The following is a 20407-nucleotide window of genomic DNA, read 5'->3' on the forward strand; positions in this document are numbered from 1 at the left end:
AGATACAAATCTGCATCTCTTATTTTTTATATTAACGGTCATTTTTTATTCTTCAGGCCTTTTGAAACTAAACTTATCAAGTCTATTTTCTGCACCACTATATTCTTAGATTTTCGATATTTTCCAAGAATTTTGCTTGCTTCCTTCTCCAACTTATTTAGATTATCTGAGAAATAGATCATACAAGTACTATTCGGTTGCAATGAATTAAATTCCAGATAATTTTTTAATTGATAACTATATTGGTCACGACGAGGAAGAAAACCATCCTTACCAAGTTTCACACTATCCAATTTTGAATTTCAGTAAAATAAACAATCGTATCTGTAAATGATGCACCCACTCCAAATGCATACACAGATTTTCCATGATCTTTCTTCATTGAAAAGGCAGAACACACAGCAAACACCGCAGTTATCGCAAATAGTATTTTTACAAATCTCATATTCTATAATTTTTATGGTGACAAAGGTAACAAAAAAAGGAATTTTCTCTATTATCTACAAGAAATAGCATTTCTATTCTACTCAATATCCATAACAATAAAGGTTTCTTTGCCACTTTAAGTATCTTATCTGCCTCTTTCATCACACTATCGCAACATCACACGGGACCCTTCACTTATTCCCAAAGCAAGATAGGAAGGATATACTTCTTCAGCTGGTGGTACAGGGGTATATGAATGTAACACGACATAACGTTTAAAGGCGTTGCTATTTGTCTTTTCCAATCCATGCAACTTATAATGTACATTTATACCCCACTTACTATACGACCGTACACCTACTTTATATTTCCCAAAGAAGAACAATGACTTCCCTCCACATTACTATAAACAGGCTTATCCACAGTACTTTTCATACCATATCCATGCGCGCAAAGACTTGCACACTTCGCTGAATCTCCTTTAAAATCCCATATAAAAAACGATACTTACCCGAATGAATACTAAAATCCACCAAGAAACAATAATTGATATCAAAACCCTTTTCCACACAATACACCTTAGCCTCAACCGCCTTTTCTTTCAAGCGTTGTTCTACTCCAGACGATACAGATATAGCTTCCGCACCTTTCCCATAGGCCGCAAAACCAATTTCCAAAATCAAGAAAACAAAAATAAATCTAATTATATTCTTCATAAAATCCATAGCATAAGATAATCATCTTGATAAAGATATAAATAAAAAGCCACATAAGTACTTCTTCAAACGAAGAATGCAACTTATGCAGCTTAAATTCTTTTTTAGAAACTGATATTTCTTACTTATCCCAAGTAAGATTTGAGCAATTTACTACGATTACTTTGTCTTAGTCTTCTAATTGCTTTTTCTTTAATCTGACGAACGCGCTCACGTGTGAGACCAAACTTATCGCCGATTTCTTCTAATGTCATTTCTTGTTGTCCGATACCGAAAAACATCTGAATGATTTCTTTTTCCCTATCGGTTAACGTAGAAAGAGCTCTATCAATTTCCCTCGCAAGAGACTCATTTACCAGAGAGCGGTCCGCCATAGGCGAATCATCGTTTACCAGCACATCCAGCAAGCTGTTATCCTCTCCTTCTACAAAAGGTGCATCCACCGAAATATGACGGCCGGATACCTTCAATGTATCAGAGATTTTATCAACAGGGATTTCCAGTTCGTCTGCCAGCTCCTCAGGAGACGGACGCCGTTCATTTTCTTGTTCGAACTTAGAGAAGGCCTTACTGATCTTATTCAGCGAACCGACTTGATTCAAAGGAAGACGAACGATACGCGACTGCTCTGCCAATGCCTGCAGAATAGACTGACGAATCCACCATACAGCGTAACTGATAAATTTAAATCCACGTGTTTCATCAAACTTTTCGGCAGCTTTAATCAGTCCTAAATTGCCCTCATTAATTAAGTCAGGCAAACTCAAACCTTGGTTCTGGTACTGCTTAGCTACAGATACGACGAAGCGAAGATTGGCACGTGTCAATTTCTCCAACGCCACACGGTCACCTTTACGAATACGCTGAGCGAGCTCCACCTCTTCTTCGACAGTAATAAGGTCTTCACGACCGATTTCCTGCAAATACTTGTCAAGAGAAGCGCTCTCTCTGTTAGTGATACTTTTGGTAATCTTTAGTTGTCTCATTCCTTAAAAACAGATTTGGTGTGCAAAGTTACGACAATTTATTTGTTAACAAGCAAACTTTACGCAACTTTTTCACTATATTTTTCAACTATTGAAACAAAAAGGATGTCAACAAGTTGATTGCCGACATCCTTTTTTCTAATTCATTAGCTTATCTTACAATCTTATGACCTAACTGAAAAACTATTCTTGTGTCAAATCTACTGCAAAATATCCGCGTTTACCTGAAGGGAATACACCAGTCAGGAACAATACCTGGTTTGGAGACTTCACAGCAGCTTTCATAACTTCTTCCAGATCACTGACTTTACGCATTGGTTGATCGTTTGCTTTCAGAATAATGAAACCTTTACGAACTCCGGCATCATCCATCTTACCAGCAGAAACTCCCGTTACTTGTAGACCATAACCCAAGTTCAATTGTTTTTTCAAATCATCCGGTAATTCTTTGAAAGCAGCGCCCAGAATTTCCATGCCAGCTTCTTTCACTATCTTAGTAGTACCTTGTTCATTCTTCAAAGTAACATCAACAGATTTTTCCTTCTTGTCACGAATCAACTTCACACTAACTTTATCACCCGGACGATGTTTAGCAATAGCTTCCTGCAAGTCAGCCATATTCTTCACCTTCTTATTATCCAGACCGATAATTACGTCATCTACTTTTATGTCAGCTCCAGCAGCAGAACCACCATCAACGATCTCTCTAACCCATACACCTTCAACTACACCTAGTTCTTTAGCTTTATCACCCAGTGTCTTACCAGATTTATCGATCGGCTGTTTATCATCCATCAGACTGCTACCAATAGGAGCACCACTAATACCAAGCAATGCACGCTGTACAGTTCCATATTGTTTCAAGTCAGCAATAACTTTAGTCATAATGCTGGTTGGAATAGCAAAACCATATCCGGCATAAGCTCCTGTTGGTGAAGAAAGTACAGAGTTAATACCCACTAATTCACCTTTGGCATTTACCAAAGCACCACCACTATTACCTTGATTGATAGCAGCATCCGTTTGAATAAAAGATTCAATACCCTTATTGTATACTCCTAAAGAACGAGCCTTAGCACTTACGATACCAGCAGTTACAGTAGAGTTAAGATTGAATGGATTACCTACTGCCAATACCCACTCTCCTACTTTCAGTGCCTCAGAGTCACCTACCGGAATAGTAGGCAGATCATCACCTTCCACTTTTACCAATGCAAGGTCAGTACTTGGGTCGGTACCAATGATCCGTCCTTTATACTCACGATTATCATTCAACTTCACGATAATTTCATCAGCCCCTTCAATTACGTGATTATTCGTTACGATATATCCATCTTTTGAAATAATGACTCCGGAACCAAATCCTACACGAGGCTGAGATTGTATCTGACGCTGCTGTCTTCCACCGCCACCAAATATATCTCCAAATATTTCAGCAAAAGGATCACGCACGTCTACTGTTTGAGTTTTAGCTTCTTGAGTAGATCTTATATGTACGACAGCATGAAGTGAATTTTCTGCAGCTTGTGTCAGATCAACTGGCTGAGCATTAATTGCATCAAAAGCAGCCAATTTCACATTAGGATTCTGCTGAAAAATCTCATTAAATGAGGTTTGTTTGGCAGAATCGTTGGATTGCAACAATTTGTAAGTTGTCAATCCTGCAACTCCTGAGCTAAGAAGAACAATTGCTCCTACTCCCAGAATGTTTTTTGTTGTCTGTTTCATGATTTATAAATCTTTAAAATGTTAATATTCGACATAGTTTTAACTTTTACGACGTTAAAATAATAACAAATTCCGTTCACTTATTTCACTTGTCAGTCTTTTTTGTTCTCTTTTAACAGAGAATATTTAGAGCTTAACAGCGCTTAACGACAACACCTGACAAATTTACATTCATTGTATGACAGCCTCCTTTAACACTCTGACATTCATTCCGTAAGACTAGAGTCTGACAACTCCGATTCCCGGCAAATCATTCAATGTAATCTTCCCTTTTATTACTTCAACACCTTTGAAGCGGTCATTAGAGATAAGCAGATTGCCATCCAGATCAGCAAAATCAACCAATGGAGAAAATTGTGCTGCTGCAGATATAGCACATGACGTTTCTGTCATACACCCTACCATCACCCGCATCCCAAGTGCATGTGCCAAAGTTACCATCTTCCAAGCTTCTCGCATTCCCGCACATTTCATCAACTTTATATTAATCCCCGTAAATGCACCTTTCAAAGCTGCGACATCTCCCAATCGTTGCAATGACTCATCAGCAAATACAGGTAGCGGACTATGCTGCGTCACCCAAGCTATATCATCCAATTGCTCCTTCGACATAGGCTGTTCTATCATCACAATTCCTTTCTCTTTCAACCAATGAATCATATCAAGTGCATATTGGCGGTCTTTCCATCCCTGATTTGCATCTATTGCTATCGGAAGATCGGTCACAGAACGAATGGTTTCTATCATTTCCTTGTCATTATCCCGCCCCAGTTTCACCTTTAATATATTAAACTGATTTGCGCACTCTTTTGTTTTCGCACGCACCACATCCGGTGTGTCAATACCGATTGTATAGGTAGTAGAAGGTGCTTTTTCTTTATTCAACCCCCATATTTTATACCAGGGAGCTCCCAGCAGTTTTCCTACCAGATCATGAAGAGCGATATCCACCGCCGCTTTGGCTGCCGTATCACCTGGTGACAAGCTATCGATGTATGACAAAATGTCTTCTAACTGAAACGGATCGTTGAACTGTTCCAGATCCACTTTCTTTAGAAAGTTCATAACCGACTCTACCGTCTGTCCCAGATAAGGAGGCATAGAAGCTTCTCCGTATCCTGTTACCCCTTCATATTCTATTTCGACCTGCACGTCCGGCGTAGTAGTTCGCGAATAAGTAGCTACTGTGAATACATGTCTCAATTTCAACTCATATGGGAAAAAAGTCATTTTCATTTTTCCTCCTATTCCTTTTCTATTAATATTAAAGGTAGAAGGAACTGATTCTCCGGCCAATGCCTGACGCACCAATAGTCCGGAACCAAAAGTAACCAAAGCTGCAGTTTTCAAAAAATCTCTTCTATTTTTCATATCATCAATAGAACATTAAGAACGAACATCAGAAAATGGACTACGAATATGTACTATCACCTCATCGATCCATCATCCAATTTTCTATTATTCAGTTATAATAAGGATTGTGATCTGTCGTATTCATTCCTTTTTCCTTATTTATGTAAGGTAAGAAACGAACAGCAAAAAGCAATCTTCCTGTATTGAACTCATCATAGTCACTATCTTCAGGATTAAAACTATTGATATGCACATCTCCCAAAGCATGAATAAACTTCCTATTTCCAAGATAAATACCCACGTGCGAGATACCTTCCTTATGATCTGCCGCAGCCTTTCGACCAAAAAAGACTAAATCCCCACGCTGCACATTCGTAAAATCAGGATCAATCTCGATGCGTTCCCCCACATACGCTTGCTGCGATGCATCCCGAGGAATAATAATATCATGCATAAAAAGAACAGTACGCACCAATCCACTGCAATCTACTCCTTTTGAAGAAGTTCCTGCCCACAGATACGGAATCCCCATCATAGAATGGGCAGTTTGAATTATACTTTCCACATCCTGTTTTAAAGAAGCTCTCCATTCAGATTCACGTTTTGATATAGATTTAGGCAAATAAGCCTGTCGACCGTCCGGATAAGAAACCTTATAAAAATGTCCTTTGTTTCCCTCCCATTTCAAACGATTACCTGCTACTACATCCGACACAACCTGCGAATGTTCATTCGGTTTCTCATATGCAAAACCATAATGAGAAGTCACCACCACCTTTTCCGCACGATTCCACCTATCATATTTCTCTTTAGACATAAGAGTAATCACCATACGATGCACCCATCCGGTATAATCATCCGGTGTTTGAATCTCATACCATCCCGTATATTTCCATACTTTTACCGGCATTCCCAACAAGGCCTGTGTACTCATTCCCGAAGTAAATTTACCTTCCTCACGCAAATTGCAAACAGAAATATGAACTACTCCATAAGCTGAATCCGCCGATATAGGCCGTATCTCCTGAGCTTCCAAACCCGTTGCCATAAGTACCAGCAAACAACCAAATAAAAATATTATTTTCCTCATTGAATCAATAATTTAATGAAAGCAAAGGTAGAAATTATTTCTATTTATGTCACATTCTTTGGCTAAAACAAAATAAATGACGTATTTTTGCAGCCTAAAGCAGTTAGCCGGTTTGTCGCGTGTACGTTTCGTACAGGAGGAAAGTCCGGGCAACATAGAGCATCCTACTTCCTAACAGAAAGCTGTCCGTGAGGGTAGAGTAACGTAGAAGAAAATAACCGCCACTCCCTTCGAGGAGAGGTAAGGGTGAGAAGGTGGAGTAAGAGCCCACCAGCCACATGGCAACATGTCGGGCTGTACGTCTTAGGAGTTGTAAGGTCATGTAAACCGGCGTTATGAGAGTTGCTCGCTCCATGTCGGAGGGTAGACCGCTAAAGTGGCGTGGTGACACGTCACTCAGATAAATGACAGACACCTTAATTTATTTAAGGTACAGAACTCGGCTTATAGGCTGACTGCTTTTTCTTTAAATTATAAGTATTCTTTCCGGGAATAACTTCCTACTACTTATTATACGGAACATACGCTCTATTCATCACATTTAAAGTTTCCGGTATCCACACCCGATAGCGAATATCCCCTGACCAAGTATTTCCAGCTGAAGCAAAATCACAAAAATGCACCTGCTTAGGTTGTTTATCTTCTCCCTCAAGATCTGTTCCTAAAACAAGCGGTACTGTATATGACATCCAGTTCCAGTCCTTCTTTTCCGCCACAGGAATTAAGTCTACATAATTTCCCTCATGAACTACGACTTGTGCCGTTTGATCTACAAAACCATCATCGAAGCGACTGTCACGTGCCAAGACAACAGGCCCTTTAACAACAGCAACATGATTATCCTGACGAATCAGTCTTCCTCTCACATCGAGGTTTAGAGTTATCACATCTCCTTTTTTCCACCTGCGGGTAATCTTATAGTAAGTTCCCGGAACTATATCACTCATTTCTTGCTCGTTTACTTTTATAGTATTCTTCTTGCTCCAAGAAGGTATACGTAAAGCCACAGAAAATGTTTCGGGTTTATCTGAATCGATTTTTATGCAAGTTTCTCCCTCCTGAGGATAATTCGTTTCCTGAACGACCCTTACTTTTTTATTGGAAGCCAAAAGAATTTCCACATTTGAATCTGTGTATAGATTTACAAAAATCGCTTTTCTATCAGAAGATTGCATGAAAGCAAATTGTGGCAAAAGCGCAAAAGCCCTTGGACCATTCGCATTACAACAGTTTATATGCATTCCACATTGTTCTTCTCCGGGGTGTCGTTGACCTTCAAGAGGGCTATACTTTGCAATTTGCGAAGCATCACTTTTCATCGAAGCAAGCATCGAATTATAAGCCGTAATTTCCATTTGATCAGCATAATACGAATTTCCGGTCAATCTCAACAACGTCTGGCATAGTTTCATCCACGTCATAGTTACACATGTTTCCATGGTATGATAGGTTGGAACAGTTTGAAGATTTTTCCCATGATACCAACACTCAAATGCACTTCCCGATCCTGCTATATTTATCTCTGTATCAGCAATACTTCTGACTGTTTTCTCTACTGCATTCAAATACAAAGAATCATTTGTCAATTTATAGATTTCGAGTAATCCCTCATAGCAAGACATCATCTCATAAGCTTTCTGACCATTTTTTGTGCCGAACCAAGTCTCATTCATAGAAGAAGGGTGCGGAAATCTGTCGCCAACCGGAATCTCTTCCATAGCTTTACTTATTAATTTAGGACCAGCAGCAGTCTCCCACTGGTCTACAATATACTTCGCAAATTCAAGATACCGTATATCCCCCGTTCTGCGATACAAGAAAACAATAGGTTCCAATACACTACTGCTAGCCATTCCATAATAATTACCAGTAGATACAATATCAACTTTACCCGGTCCAATTTGTGTCATCAAATGATCCGCAGCTTTCTTACATGCAGAAAGTACTTTTTTATCTCCGGTTAAATCATAATAAGCCAAAAGTCCCAGCATGGAGTATTTTCGTCCCCAAACATCCCATTGTTGGAGTTGTGCATCTGGAGAATAGTTACCAATATAACCATCAGGAGATTGTGATTCAATTAAACCTGTCACACCTTTCTGAATAGAATCTAATAATGCCGGATTTTGAGTATATCTATATGACAGGACAGCTCCCAACAGCCATTTACCTAAAAATTCACTTTGCCAACGATAAGTTTCTGTCTTATGATAAAAAGGAGTAATCAGATGATTTACATCCTGCCCCATTACCCGCTTATCAATACAAGCATCAATTTTCTCTCCCATATAGTCCCCTATCTTGACCGAAGAAGGATTTCCATCAATCAGCAAATCGGCAACAACAGCCTTAACCAAGTTCGACTGCGCCAACAATTCCGATGAAAATAAATATGGAACAGGATTTATTCCTAATAAAACAATCAAAATAAGGATGTGTGCCTTCATAATATTCAATGATATTTAAAATGATTCTACTAAATTTTTCCTACCTTATAAGAATGTTTGAAAACAATCAATTCACAGAAACTGTTTATTATTCAACAATCCCTAAAAATCTGATTTACAATCATATTAAAAAAGCTATCATGGGAACAAAATTAATAAACTTATATGAAAAGTCCAAACTATCAAGTAGGAATTTTCTGATGTGCAACATTAATATTCACATTTAATTACTATCTTTGTCCGTATTTCATTTATAAAAACATCTCACCAGAAAGAATGAAAAAGAGAATCACTGATATATGGAAATTCCTTACGTATGACATTTGGCGCATTACGGAAGATGAAGTGACCAGAACTAAATTTTCGCTCTATAACATTATTAAAACCATCTATCTTTGCATCAACCGTTTCACCAAAGACCGATTGGTAAATAAAGCGTCAGCACTGACATATAGCACTCTTTTAGCAATTGTCCCTATCTTGGCGATCCTGTTTGCTGTAGCACGCGGTTTCGGTTTCGATAACTTAATGGAACATCAATTCCGCAGTGGATTCGGTGGTAATATAGAAACAACAGAAGCCATTCTTTCATTCGTAAATTCCTATTTATCACAAACCAAAGGAGGTATTTTCATTGGAGTAGGTTTAGTTATGTTGTTATGGACCGTTATCAATCTGGTTAGTAATATAGAAATCACCTTCAACCGGATTTGGGAAATAAAGAAAACCCGTTCCATGTATCGTAAGATTACAGACTATTTCTCCATGTTCTTACTCATGCCTATTTTGATCGTCGTATCCGGAGGTCTTTCCATATTCATGAGTACCATACTGAAGCAGATGGCAGACTTCGTACTCCTCGCTCCTGTCTTAAAATTTTTGATTCGTCTTATTCCTTTTGTCTTAACCTGGCTTATGTTTACCGGGCTATATATCTTTATGCCTAACACAAAAGTAAAGTTTAAGCATGCACTTATCTCCGGTATTTTAGCAGGTACAGCCTATCAAGCATTCCAGTTCCTTTATATCAACAGCCAGTTATGGGTTTCGAAATACAATGCTATTTATGGTAGCTTTGCCGCCTTGCCGATGTTCTTATTATGGTTGCAAATTTCCTGGACCATCTGTTTATTTGGTGCGGAACTCACATATGCCGGTCAGAATATCCGGAATTTCAGTTTCGACCAAGACACCCGTAATATCAGCCGGCGTTATCGTGATTTCATTTCCATTCTCATCATGTCTCTTATTGCTAAGCGTTTTGAGTACAACGAACCGCCATATACAGCCGCTGAGATTTCGGAAGAACACCAAATTCCAATCCGGCTGACGAATCAGGTGCTCTATCAGTTGCAAGAGATTGAACTGATCCATGAAGTGGTATCTGACGAAAAAAGTCAAGATATTGCTTACCAACCATCCATGGATATTAACCAACTGAACGTAGCGATACTGCTTGATCGTCTCGACACGTATGGCTCCGAAAACTTCAAAATCGATAAAGATGAAGAATTTAGCGACGAATGGAAGGTATTGACCGAATCCAGAGAAGAATATTATAAAAAAGCCAGCAAAGTACTATTGAAAGATTTGTAGCATTCAACAGGTATAGGATGAGAACAAAAATTATGAAAACACAATTATAACAATCGAAGAAATGAAAAAATTACTACTAAGCGCACTTGCTCTGTGCATTGCAGGCACAATTGCCGCACAAGAATCCCCTTTGTGGATGCGTTATTGTACAATCTCTCCGGATGGAACTACCATTGCGTTCACATATAAAGGAGATATCTATACAGTACCATCAAGCGGAGGACAAGCTACACAAATCACAACAAATCCGGCCTATGACACTACCCCTATATGGAGTCCTGACGGAAAACAAATTGCTTTTGCTTCCGACCGTATGGGAAGTATGGATGTGTTCATCGTATCAAGTGAAGGAGGAACTCCCCAACGACTGACAACGTATTCAGGTAGTGAAAAGCCTGTCGCATTTAAAGACGCTACACACCTTTTATTCACTACATACCTCATGCCTGCTGCCGAAGATGCCGGATTTCCCTCGGGACAGTTTCAACAGATCTATGAAGTTGCCACGACAGGAGGACGTCCCGTAATGTTTTCTTCTATGCCTATGGAAAACATTTCCATCAACAAAGACGGAGTTATGCTTTATCATGATAAAAAAGGATACGAAGACTACTGGCGTAAACATCATGTATCTCCTATTGCCCGGGATGTTTGGATGTATACCCCTAATACAACTCCCGCCTATCAAAAACAAACCACTTTCGGCGGAGAAGATCGTGAACCGGTTTGGGCTCCCGACGGAAAATCTTTTTATTATTTAAGTGAAGAAAAAGGTTCTTTCAACGTTTTCCAACGTACGCCTGGAGCTACGACTTCCAAGCAGATCACCTCTCATAGCAAACATCCTGTACGCTTTCTTAGTGTAGCCGATAACAACAAATTATGTTATGGTTACGATGGTGAGATTTACACACTTCTCCCCGGTAAACAACCACAGAAAGTCAAAGTTTCCATTCTGGCAGATAAGAATGACAAAGACATTATCCGCCAAATCAGTTCATACGGTGCTACGGATATTGCTGTCTCTCCCCAAGGAAAGGAAGTTGCATTTATTCTGCGAGGCGATGTATATGTTACCTCCATTGAATATAGAACTACGAAACAAATTACCAATACTCCGGAACAAGAACGTAACATAGACTTTGCTCCTGACGGACGTACCCTCGTTTATTCTTCAGAGCGCAACGGCCTCTGGCAACTATACACTTCAACTATCGTACGTGAAGATGAAAAACAATTCACTTATGCTACTGAATTAAAGGAAGAACGACTGACTAATTCCGATGTTGCCTCTTTCCAACCTAAATATAGTCCTGACGGCAAAGAAATCGCCTTCCTTGAAAATCGTACCGCTATCCGCATTATCAACCTGAAAAGCAAAGCAGTACGTACTGTAATGGATGCCAAATACCAATATTCTTATGCAGATGGCGACCAATGGTTTCAATGGAGCCCCGATAGCAAATGGCTTCTTTCCGGCTTTATCGGTACAGGCGGTTGGAATAATAAGGACGTTGTCTTACTAAACGCGGACGGAAAAAGTGAAATGGTCAATCTAACCGAAAGCGGTTATAGCGACGGGAATGCCAAATGGGTATTAGGCGGCAAAGCAATGATATGGAACAGCGATCGTTCCGGCTATCGTAGCCATGGCAGTTGGGGAAGTGAAAATGATACTTACATCATGTTCTTTGACGCAGATACCTATAACCGTTTCACACTAAACAAAGAAGATTTGGCACTACTTGAAGAAGCGGATAAGATTGAAAAACAAAAACAAGAAAAAGAGAAGGCTGAGAAAGAGAAAGCCGAGAAAGAAAAAGCGGAAAAAGAGAAAAAGAAAGACGCTAAGAATAAAAAAGAAGATAAGAAAGAGAGCAATAAAAAAGGAAGTGACAAAAAGGAAGACTCAGACAAGAAAGAGGAAGAAAAATCATTGACTTTTGATCTGGACAATCGTTTCGACCGTATTGTTCGTTTAACAGTCAATTCCTCACGCCTTGGCGATGCTGTTCTGTCCCCAAAAGGCGATAAGCTTTACTATCTGGCAGCTTTCGAAAGTGGCTATGACCTTTGGGAACATAACTTAAAAGAAAACTCTACCAGAATTCTCATCAAAGGTGTTGGCGGTGGCAGACTAATACCTGACAAAGAAGGTAACAATCTTTTCATGTGCAGCAATGGAGGACTTAAAAAAATAGAACTTGGCGGAAACAGAGTTACTTCAATCAATTTCGAAGCTTTCTTCAATTATCGCCCATACGAAGAACGCTCCTATATTTTCGACCACGTTTATCAGCAAATGAATGATAAACTCTATGTAGCAGACCTTCAAGGAGTAGACTGGAAAGGATATAAAAAAGCATACCAACGCTTCCTGCCTCATATCAACAACAATTATGACTTTACAGAGATGCTAAGTGAACTACTCGGTGAAATGAACGCCTCTCATACCGGAGCACGTTATGGAGCTTCGAACTACGCACTCCCTACAGCTGCTTTAGGATTATTCTATGATGAATCATATGATGGTGTGGGACTAAAAATCAAGGAAATAATAGCACAAAGTCCTTTCACTAAGAAAAAGACAAATGTAAAAGAAGGCTGTATCATCGAAAAAATAGACGGAGTGACCATTGAAGCCAATAAGGATTACTTCCCACTATTCGAAGGCAAAGTTGGTCGTAAAGTAATACTTACTGTATATGACCCTATTACCAAAAAACGTTTTGAAGAAACCATTAAAGCGATCAGCTACAATGAACAAAATGAATTGCTTTATAAACGTTGGGTAAAACGTTGTGCACAGAAGGTTGAAGAACTTTCCGGTGGCCGCATTGCATACGTACATTTAAAAGGAATGGATAGCCAAAGCTTCCGTAATATGTACTCCGAGTTATTGGGACGTTACCGTAATAAGGAAGCAGTCATAGTAGATACCCGTCACAATGGTGGAGGATGGCTTCATGATGATGTTGTCACCTTGCTTAGTGGCAAAGAGTACCAACGCTTCGTTCCACGAGGCCAATACATAGGCAGTGATCCTTTTAACAAATGGACGAAAATTTCGTGTATGCTGACTTGTGAGGACAACTATAGTAATGCCCATGGCACTCCATACGTATATAAGACACTGGGAATCGGCAAATTGATCGGTGCTCCAATAGCAGGAACGATGACTGCCGTATGGTGGGAACAGCAAATAGATCCATCTATTGTGTTCGGCATTCCTCAAGTAGGATGTATGGATATGCAAGGCAAATACCTCGAGAATCAGACTCTTCAACCCGATATCCTTGTCTACAATGAACCGGAAGCCAGTTTGAAAGGTGAAGATGCCCAACTTAAGGTAGCCGTAGAGCATCTTTTAAAAGAATTGCCCAAGAAGAAATAAACCGGAAAATTAGAAAAATAGTTCAATTATCAACATTAAAGAGTCAAGCTTTTCGATTGGGAAACTTGGCTCTTTATTTTATTTAATAACCAGAATCATACGTATAGAAAAGTATAACTCAATCCAGATAAACGATACATTCCCCTCTTTAATGCTCACTCATAAATGTATCAGAATTTACCGATGCAACATATTGGGCCAATCTTTCTGTACGGAGTGTAGAAGTTACTGTGTTCACGCACCCGCTTTCACAATGCGAACATTACTGAAAAAATAAAGAATGATATAATAGATAAGTTATTATCCATTCATATAAAACTTCTTTTCCTTTAATAGAAAAGTTATTCTCTATTTGAAACAATCTATAAACGCAAGTTGCGTTTATATAATCAGAAGTTGCGTTTATATAACCAGAAGTTCCATTTATATAAACCAAACTTGCATTTATAGATTCTTCTCTAATTTAAAGAAGTTTGTTATTAGAGGAAAACAAGTTTAGTATTAATACATAGGAACTTATCTATTGATACTTTGGAAGCAAAGTAATATAGACTCATACAACATGAAGTGGAGCAAATTAAACGGTGATAGGTGATAGATATGGTGATAGGTTAAAAGAACAACCTATCACCCATCAAACAGCGATGGATAAAGCGATACAGAAGATCGGTGATAGGTTGATAGAGAAATTGATGTTTTTTGTTAGGAGGGGCTGAATAGAGAATACAAATTCACAGATAGGTTTAATATCGATTATATGAAATCACCTTCTCTTTAGTTTTCCTCATTTTCTTACGCTTCTCCTTCACCGGATAACCAATCGTTATATCCAGCAATAGCCGTTTAGACTCCGGAATACCAGTCAGTTGCTTAATTTCCTTTTCATCAAACCACCCAAGGATACAAGAACCTAACCCTTCACTTTCGGCAGCCAAAGATATATGAGCAGCAGCAATCCCAATATCAATTAATGGGAAATGCTTTCCTTTTACCTTTCCACCAAGCAAAGAAGTAATATTGGCAGATTCTTCCACAACCAGAATATGTACAGGAGCATCCTTGGCAAACTTATTCATCCCAAGTCCGGCTGCCGCCTTGCCAACCTTTTGCGCCAACTCATGATCTGTCACTACAACAAATTTCCATGGCTGGGCATTACAAGCAGAAGGAGCCATACGGGCGGCTTCCAATATCCGTTCCAACTTCTCCCGCTCTACCGGACGCTCTTTATCATAGGCCCGGTCGCTTTGGCGGGAAAGTACTAATTGTAGAAAATCTTTCGACTCCATCATTTATATTGAATCAACTATTTATATTGTATCATCCGGCTAATATATTTACCGATAATATCAAACTCAATATTTACTACACTGCCTACGGTAAATGTATGGAAGTTGGTATGCTCATAAGTATAAGGAATGATAGCTACTTGGAAAGTATCATCCGTAGGGTTACAAACAGTCAGGCTGACGCCATTCACTGTCACCGAACCTTTATCCACAGTAATATAACCACGTTTCGCCATATCTTTATCGAAAGCATACTTAAAAGTGAAATACCAACTACCTTCCGCATCTTTAATATCAATGCAAGTAGCGGTCTGATCTACATGTCCCTGAACAATGTGTCCATCTAACCGGCCGTTCATCATCATGCTACGTTCCACATTCACCTTATCCCCCACTTTCAGCAAACCAAGATTCGAGCGCTCCAAAGTTTCCTTCATAGCAGTTACCGTATAGGTATCTTCTGTCATACTTACCACTGTCAGACATACTCCGTTATGAGAAATACTCTGATCTATCTTTAACTCATTTACAAACGAACACTTAAAGGTAAAGTGTATATTCTCCTGGTCTTTCACCAGCGCTACCAAAGTAGCATATTCTTCAACGATTCCAGAAAACATAATATGAATTTTGAATTTTAAACTACATGCTATTATTGAAGAGACACATCTTCAATATGCCGTCAAAGATACGAATAAGGAAGGAAGTTGAAAAACATTCTGTTTTTTTTCATATATTGCAACCATTTACTTGTGAAGAAATTCCGGCCGTTCGTTCATTTAATTTTTTAAAAAGAAGAAATTAATAGAGTTTTGTGGTAGGTTTTACTTAAAAAAAGAAAATTATGAAAATCAGAAAATCACAATTCACAGTCCGGAAAATAGGAATCATGCTTCCTATACTCGCTTATTATCTTTTCTATGGGATATATACTATTGTGCTGCCTTTAAGTATGAAAATATATTCTGCAGAGTCATATCTTTTCGCATCACAGACCCTTCCGTACCTTTCTTTGCTCTCATTAACCTATTCATATTTTTGTTGCCATATCTACACAAAGAAAAAAGTATGGGGATTCGTAAGTTACACATTCCTTCTTATCATCGTCAGTCTCTTTTATTATTTGATAAGTAATAAAAATTGGGGAGTTACGATATGGGGTATCTTTCATTATCTCTATACATCAATTTCAGGTATTCTACTATATATAGTATACGACTGGTTCCAAAGAAAACAAAAACAAAAAGAACTGGAAAGACGGAATCTTCAAAGTGAACTGAAGTTACTGAAAAATCAGTTGAATCCGCATTTCCTTTTTAATACTCTGAATAATATTGATAGCTTGATTTTTTCCAATCCGGAGATGGCCTCAAAATCATTAGTACAAATGTCGGAAATGATGCGGTATATGATCTACGAAACTAATGTTCCCGAAGTAGCACTCACACAAGAACTAAAATACATCAGAAATTATCTTGATTTACAACGTTTACAATATGATAATCCTAATTTAGTATCCTTTACATTAGAAGGAATACCAGACAAAATTTTCGTCGCTCCTATGTTGTTTATCGCATTTATAGAAAATGCGTTCAAACATTGTACGGACAAAAAGACAACCAATACAATTCAACTACTATTCCAGATTCAGGAATCTAAAATACATTTCGAAATATCCAACTTGTTCGATCCGACAAAGCAGATCAATAAAGACTCTTCTAGTGGTATTGGACTTAGTATCATAAAACGTCGGCTTGATATTCTTTATCCACATAGATATTATTTGCAAATGAATCAGAAAAACGGTTACTTTGATGTTTCATTAACAATTAAGCTTACATGATCAATTGTATTATCATAGAAGACGCTCCACTAGCCGTAGAGAAATTAAAGAACTTTATAAGCAAAGTACCTTTACTGCATTTAGTGTGCACTTTTGAAAATGGTCTGGAGGCTTTTGACTACCTCCAGACCAATGCAATAGATTTATTGTTCCTAGATATTCAAATGGAACAATTTACTGGACTTCAATTATTAAAAGCACTCCATACACGTCCATACATTATTATTGTATCTGCATACGGAGAATATGCCGTACAAGGATTCGAATATGATGTTACCGACTATCTATTGAAACCTTATTCCTTTGAGCGCTTTCTGAAAGCAGTGAACAAAGTACAAGCAGAAATGTCATCCACTTCTCTTGGCCCATCAACTCCAAGGAAATATATCTTTCTTAAAACTGAATATCGGATGGTACGCATAAACTTATGCGACATCTTATACGTAGAAGGAAAAGGAGCCTATCTTCACGTAATTACTGAAACAGCAAGAATCATGACTTTGCTCAGCTTTAAGGAAATAGAGTCATTGTTGCCTTCCGAACAATTCATACGTATCCATAAATCATATCTGATAGCCATTAATAAGATCGACAACATAGAACGTAACGTTGTAAAAATCGGCAATGTACGTATACCTATAGGAAAAAGTTATTTGAAAGACTTTTACCAGCGATTGCAATAATTAAGGTTTCCAGCCGTATAAAACAAAATTAGACTTTACTCTCCTCCTTCCTCTACACGAACGGTAACTCCTATTTTGAGTTCCAAACTCGTTCTTCAAATCTGTTCTTTCAAGGAAATAAAGCTGTTATAATACAATAGAGAAATCTTCTCGGATACCGTTATACATTAATTAAACAGTTTCAAATAGGCATAAAAAAAATAGGGCTTTTCACAAAGCCCTATTTTTCAGTTTTCAATAGGTATTAGTTTTTTTTTAAGGTAAAAAGATTGTTTTCAGGATAACGTTGCAAATATAGGTGCTTTTACCGTTACTCTCCAAATTATAAAACATGTCTTATAACATCTTTTTGAAATTTCTTTGGATTTATTATCATTTACAGCAAAACCCCTGTAACTTGCTCGTTACAGGGAACAAATATATGACTTTTTTTTAAGTAGCACTAATTTTTGTTTAAAAAGTCGCAGAAACTTATTTAATTGGATAGTTTTCGTCTGTTTTTCCACTATGTTTTAACACTTTTGCATCGATAAAGAACACAATTTCTTCGGCAATATTGGTAATGTGGTCACCGGAACGTTCCAATTTACGGAATACACCAACGAGATCAAGGCAAGAATGTATGTTTTCCGGGTGTTTGCTGATATAGTCAGCTAATATTTCAGTTACGTTCGCGTTAATATCATCCAATAAGTTGTCTTTGGCAAAGACAGCAGTTGCCAGTTCCAAACTCTCTTCATTCAGAGCACGTTTGGCAAGTTCGAGCATAAACCGTACTTCTGCCAACATCTCTTCCAATCCCAGTTGTTTTAGTAAGTCCGGGTCCAAAGCAGGCTCTTTACATCTCAATACAAAGCGGGCAATCCCTTCTGCAAAATCCCCCAAACGTTCCAAATTCGTATTAATCTTCAGCATTGCCAATACAAAACGCAGATCAATCGCTACCGGATTGTACAATGCAATAATATCCTCCACATCACTATCTATTTTCAACTCAAAAGCATTCACCCGTCGTTCGCGGACAATCACCTGTTGTGCCAATTCTTTATCGAGTGTAAGTACAGACTCTCCGGCACGATCGAGCTGGTTATAAACCAACGTCCACATTTCATCGACTTCTTTCTTGAGCAAAACCAATTCCGATTCTATAAACTTTACCATAATTCTGTTTTTCTTTAGGTGTATCACTTATTTATATTTATTCTTCTATCATCCGAAACGCCCTGTGATATAGTTCTGTGTAGCTTCCTTCTCCGGATTCGTAAAGACACGCTTTGTATCTCCAAATTCCACCATTTGTCCCATATAAAAGAAAGCGGTCTTATCACTGATACGTGCTGCCTGTTGCATATTGTGAGTCACGATTACGATGGTATACTCCTTTTTCAACTCATGAATCAACTCTTCTACTTTAGCAGTAGAAATAGGATCGAGGGCTGAAGCAGGTTCATCCATCAATAAAACCGAAGGGGATACCGCCATAGCACGAGCTATGCAAAGGCGTTGTTGCTGACCACCGGATAAAGCAAAAGCCGATTCTTTCAACTTATCTTTCACTTCCTCCCAAAGTGCTGCTCCTTTCAAGGTTTCTTCCACTCGCTGACGGATAAAAGCATTATCCTTAACCCCATTGACGCGAAGCCCGTATGCTACATTCTCAAAAATACTTTTCGGAAAAGGGTTAGGACGCTGAAATACCATTCCTACATTTCTGCGTAGTTCATCTACTTCCACTCTTTTAGAATATATATTCTGCCCGTCAATCAAAATTTCTCCCTCCAGTCGGCTACCGGGAATTAAATCATTCATCCGGTTGAAAAGCCGCAGAAAAGTGGACTTTCCACAACCGGAAGGACCAATAAAAGCCACTACCGATTTTTCTTCTATTTCCATATTAATGCCCTTCAATGCCTGAAAGTCACCATACCAGAAATTCACATCCCGCACATCTATTTTTATTGTACTCATATCGCTTCGTTAGTTCATTTTTACTCTTTTCTCAAAATATTTTCTTAATGCATTTGCCAGCAGATTGACCAACAAGATAATAACAATCAACACTAAGGCTGTACCATAAGCCAGAGGTAACTGTGCTTCCATGTTTGTTCCACTTGTTGATATCACATATAAATGATAAGGCAATGCCATACATTGATCAAAAATGCTTGTTGGTAAGTGTGGTAGGAAATAGGCGGCACAAGTGAATAGAATCGGTGCCGTTTCTCCAGAAACACGTCCCAAGGCAGAGATATTAATCCTGTTATAATATTAGGCAACCCCATCGGTAAAATCACATGCCATATAGTCTGCAATTTAGTGGCTCCTAATGCGCGACTTCCTTCCCGCATACTGTCAGGTATTGCTTTCAATGCCTCTTCGGTGGTTCGGATCACCAAAGGAACACAAAGTAGTCCCAATGTCAATGAACCCGCAAGGATACTATCTCCAAAACCCATATAATTGACAAACAATACCATACCGAATAAACCAAATACAATAGAAGGAATGCCGCTCAAGTTATTTGTCATTACACGTATAAAACGTACCAACTTCCCTTTCGGGGCATATTCATTCATATAAATTCCGCTCATTACGCCTATGGGGAAAGCAAATAACGCACTTCCCACCATCAGGTAGAACGTACCGACAATGGCTGGCCAAATACCTCCTCCCGTCATTCCATCGGTAGGAGCCGAAGTGATAAACTCCCAACTGATAGCCCCGATACCCTTATATATAATGAAACCGAGAATGGCAAACAAAATCAGAACAATACACAGACTTAATAATCGAAAAATTCCGAATGCTAACTTCTGCGAACGGCGTTTGGCTCTTTTATTACTTTTTATTTCCATA

13 protein-coding genes, 1 other RNA gene and 3 pseudogenes are annotated in these 20407 nt (G+C 38.6%); 5 read left to right on the forward strand and 12 right to left on the reverse strand.

The genetic code is table 11. The features are described 5' to 3' along the window. Positions 1-45: 45 nt before the first annotated feature. The 6 genes and pseudogenes from EJF25_RS15865 to EJF25_RS15890 all read right to left on the reverse strand — a co-directional run bounded on the left by EJF25_RS15865 (position 46) and on the right by EJF25_RS15890 (position 6299). Positions 46-445 (reverse strand): annotated as a pseudogene (locus EJF25_RS15865) (hypothetical protein). An 86-nt stretch (positions 446-531) separates the two neighbouring features. After that, positions 532-1142, reverse strand: a pseudogene (locus tag EJF25_RS15870) (murein L,D-transpeptidase catalytic domain-containing protein); the annotation flags it as partial. 125 nt (positions 1143-1267) lie between these two features. Further along, positions 1268-2128 (reverse strand): sigma-70 family RNA polymerase sigma factor, encoded by an 861-nt coding sequence (locus tag EJF25_RS15875; protein WP_002561589.1) that lies wholly within the window; start codon positions 2126-2128, stop codon positions 1268-1270. A gap of 183 nt (positions 2129-2311) precedes the next feature. Beyond that, positions 2312-3856 carry a trypsin-like peptidase domain-containing protein gene (locus EJF25_RS15880; protein WP_125041912.1) on the reverse strand — a complete coding sequence of 515 codons (1545 nt, stop codon included), beginning with the start codon at positions 3854-3856 and terminating at the stop codon, positions 2312-2314. Positions 3857-4075: 219 nt separating this feature from the next. Next, positions 4076-5227: a dipeptide epimerase gene (locus EJF25_RS15885; RefSeq protein WP_125041913.1), complete on the reverse strand. Its 1152-nt coding sequence runs from the start codon at positions 5225-5227 to the stop codon at positions 4076-4078. A gap of 91 nt (positions 5228-5318) precedes the next feature. Then, the gene (locus tag EJF25_RS15890; RefSeq protein ID WP_125041914.1) at positions 5319-6299 is read right to left on the reverse strand and encodes a C40 family peptidase; all 981 of its coding nucleotides are present in this window, start codon (positions 6297-6299) and stop codon (positions 5319-5321) included. A 99-nt stretch (positions 6300-6398) separates the two neighbouring features. On the opposite strand from EJF25_RS15890, the gene rnpB reads away from it, so the two are divergent. Continuing rightward, positions 6399-6762: RNase P RNA component class A (rnpB, locus tag EJF25_RS15895), an RNA gene on the forward strand. A gap of 40 nt (positions 6763-6802) precedes the next feature. On the opposite strand, the gene EJF25_RS15900 is transcribed toward rnpB, so the two are convergent. Beyond that, positions 6803-8746, reverse strand: a complete 1944-nt coding sequence (locus tag EJF25_RS15900) for a glycoside hydrolase family 127 protein (RefSeq protein ID WP_125041915.1) — start codon at positions 8744-8746, stop codon at positions 6803-6805. Between the two features lie 276 nt (positions 8747-9022). Between EJF25_RS15900 and EJF25_RS15905 the strand changes: the two genes are divergently transcribed. Together EJF25_RS15905 and EJF25_RS15910 are read left to right on the forward strand one after the other, a co-directional pair. Next, positions 9023-10342, forward strand: coding sequence for a YihY/virulence factor BrkB family protein (locus EJF25_RS15905; RefSeq protein WP_125041916.1), 1320 nt, complete (start codon positions 9023-9025; stop codon positions 10340-10342). Between the two features lie 61 nt (positions 10343-10403). Continuing rightward, entirely contained in the window at positions 10404-13736 is a 3333-nt protein-coding gene (locus EJF25_RS15910) for a S41 family peptidase (protein WP_125041917.1), read from the forward strand. 743 nt (positions 13737-14479) lie between these two features. Here the strand turns inward: EJF25_RS15910 and EJF25_RS15920 are convergent. After that, complete coding sequence (locus EJF25_RS15920) at positions 14480-15025, reverse strand: nitroreductase family protein (protein WP_125042016.1); 546 nt, start codon at positions 15023-15025, stop codon at positions 14480-14482. A gap of 17 nt (positions 15026-15042) precedes the next feature. Continuing rightward, positions 15043-15645: a riboflavin synthase gene (locus EJF25_RS15925; protein ID WP_125041918.1), complete on the reverse strand. Its 603-nt coding sequence runs from the start codon at positions 15643-15645 to the stop codon at positions 15043-15045. Positions 15646-15869: 224 nt separating this feature from the next. Between EJF25_RS15925 and EJF25_RS15930 the strand changes: the two genes are divergently transcribed. Further along, positions 15870-16868, forward strand: coding sequence for a sensor histidine kinase (locus EJF25_RS15930; protein WP_125041919.1), 999 nt, complete (start codon positions 15870-15872; stop codon positions 16866-16868). Then, complete coding sequence (locus EJF25_RS15935; RefSeq protein WP_125041920.1) at positions 16865-17551, forward strand: LytR/AlgR family response regulator transcription factor; 687 nt, start codon at positions 16865-16867, stop codon at positions 17549-17551. Before EJF25_RS15930 ends, EJF25_RS15935 begins: the two co-directional genes overlap by 4 nt. A gap of 471 nt (positions 17552-18022) precedes the next feature. Here EJF25_RS15935 and phoU read toward each other — a convergent pair whose 3' ends face one another. The 3 genes and pseudogenes from phoU to pstA form a co-directional block, all read right to left on the reverse strand. Continuing rightward, positions 18023-18712 carry a phosphate signaling complex protein PhoU gene (phoU, locus tag EJF25_RS15940; protein ID WP_125041921.1) on the reverse strand — a complete coding sequence of 230 codons (690 nt, stop codon included), beginning with the start codon at positions 18710-18712 and terminating at the stop codon, positions 18023-18025. A 48-nt stretch (positions 18713-18760) separates the two neighbouring features. Beyond that, positions 18761-19519 carry a phosphate ABC transporter ATP-binding protein PstB gene (pstB, locus tag EJF25_RS15945; RefSeq protein WP_125041922.1) on the reverse strand — a complete coding sequence of 253 codons (759 nt, stop codon included), beginning with the start codon at positions 19517-19519 and terminating at the stop codon, positions 18761-18763. Between the two features lie 9 nt (positions 19520-19528). Continuing rightward, positions 19529-20406, reverse strand: a pseudogene (gene pstA / locus EJF25_RS15950) (phosphate ABC transporter permease PstA). Position 20407: the final 1 nt, after the last annotated feature.

This window comes from Bacteroides faecalis (genome assembly GCF_003865075.1).
GTDB classification, from domain to species: Bacteria; Bacteroidota; Bacteroidia; order Bacteroidales; family Bacteroidaceae; genus Bacteroides; species Bacteroides faecalis.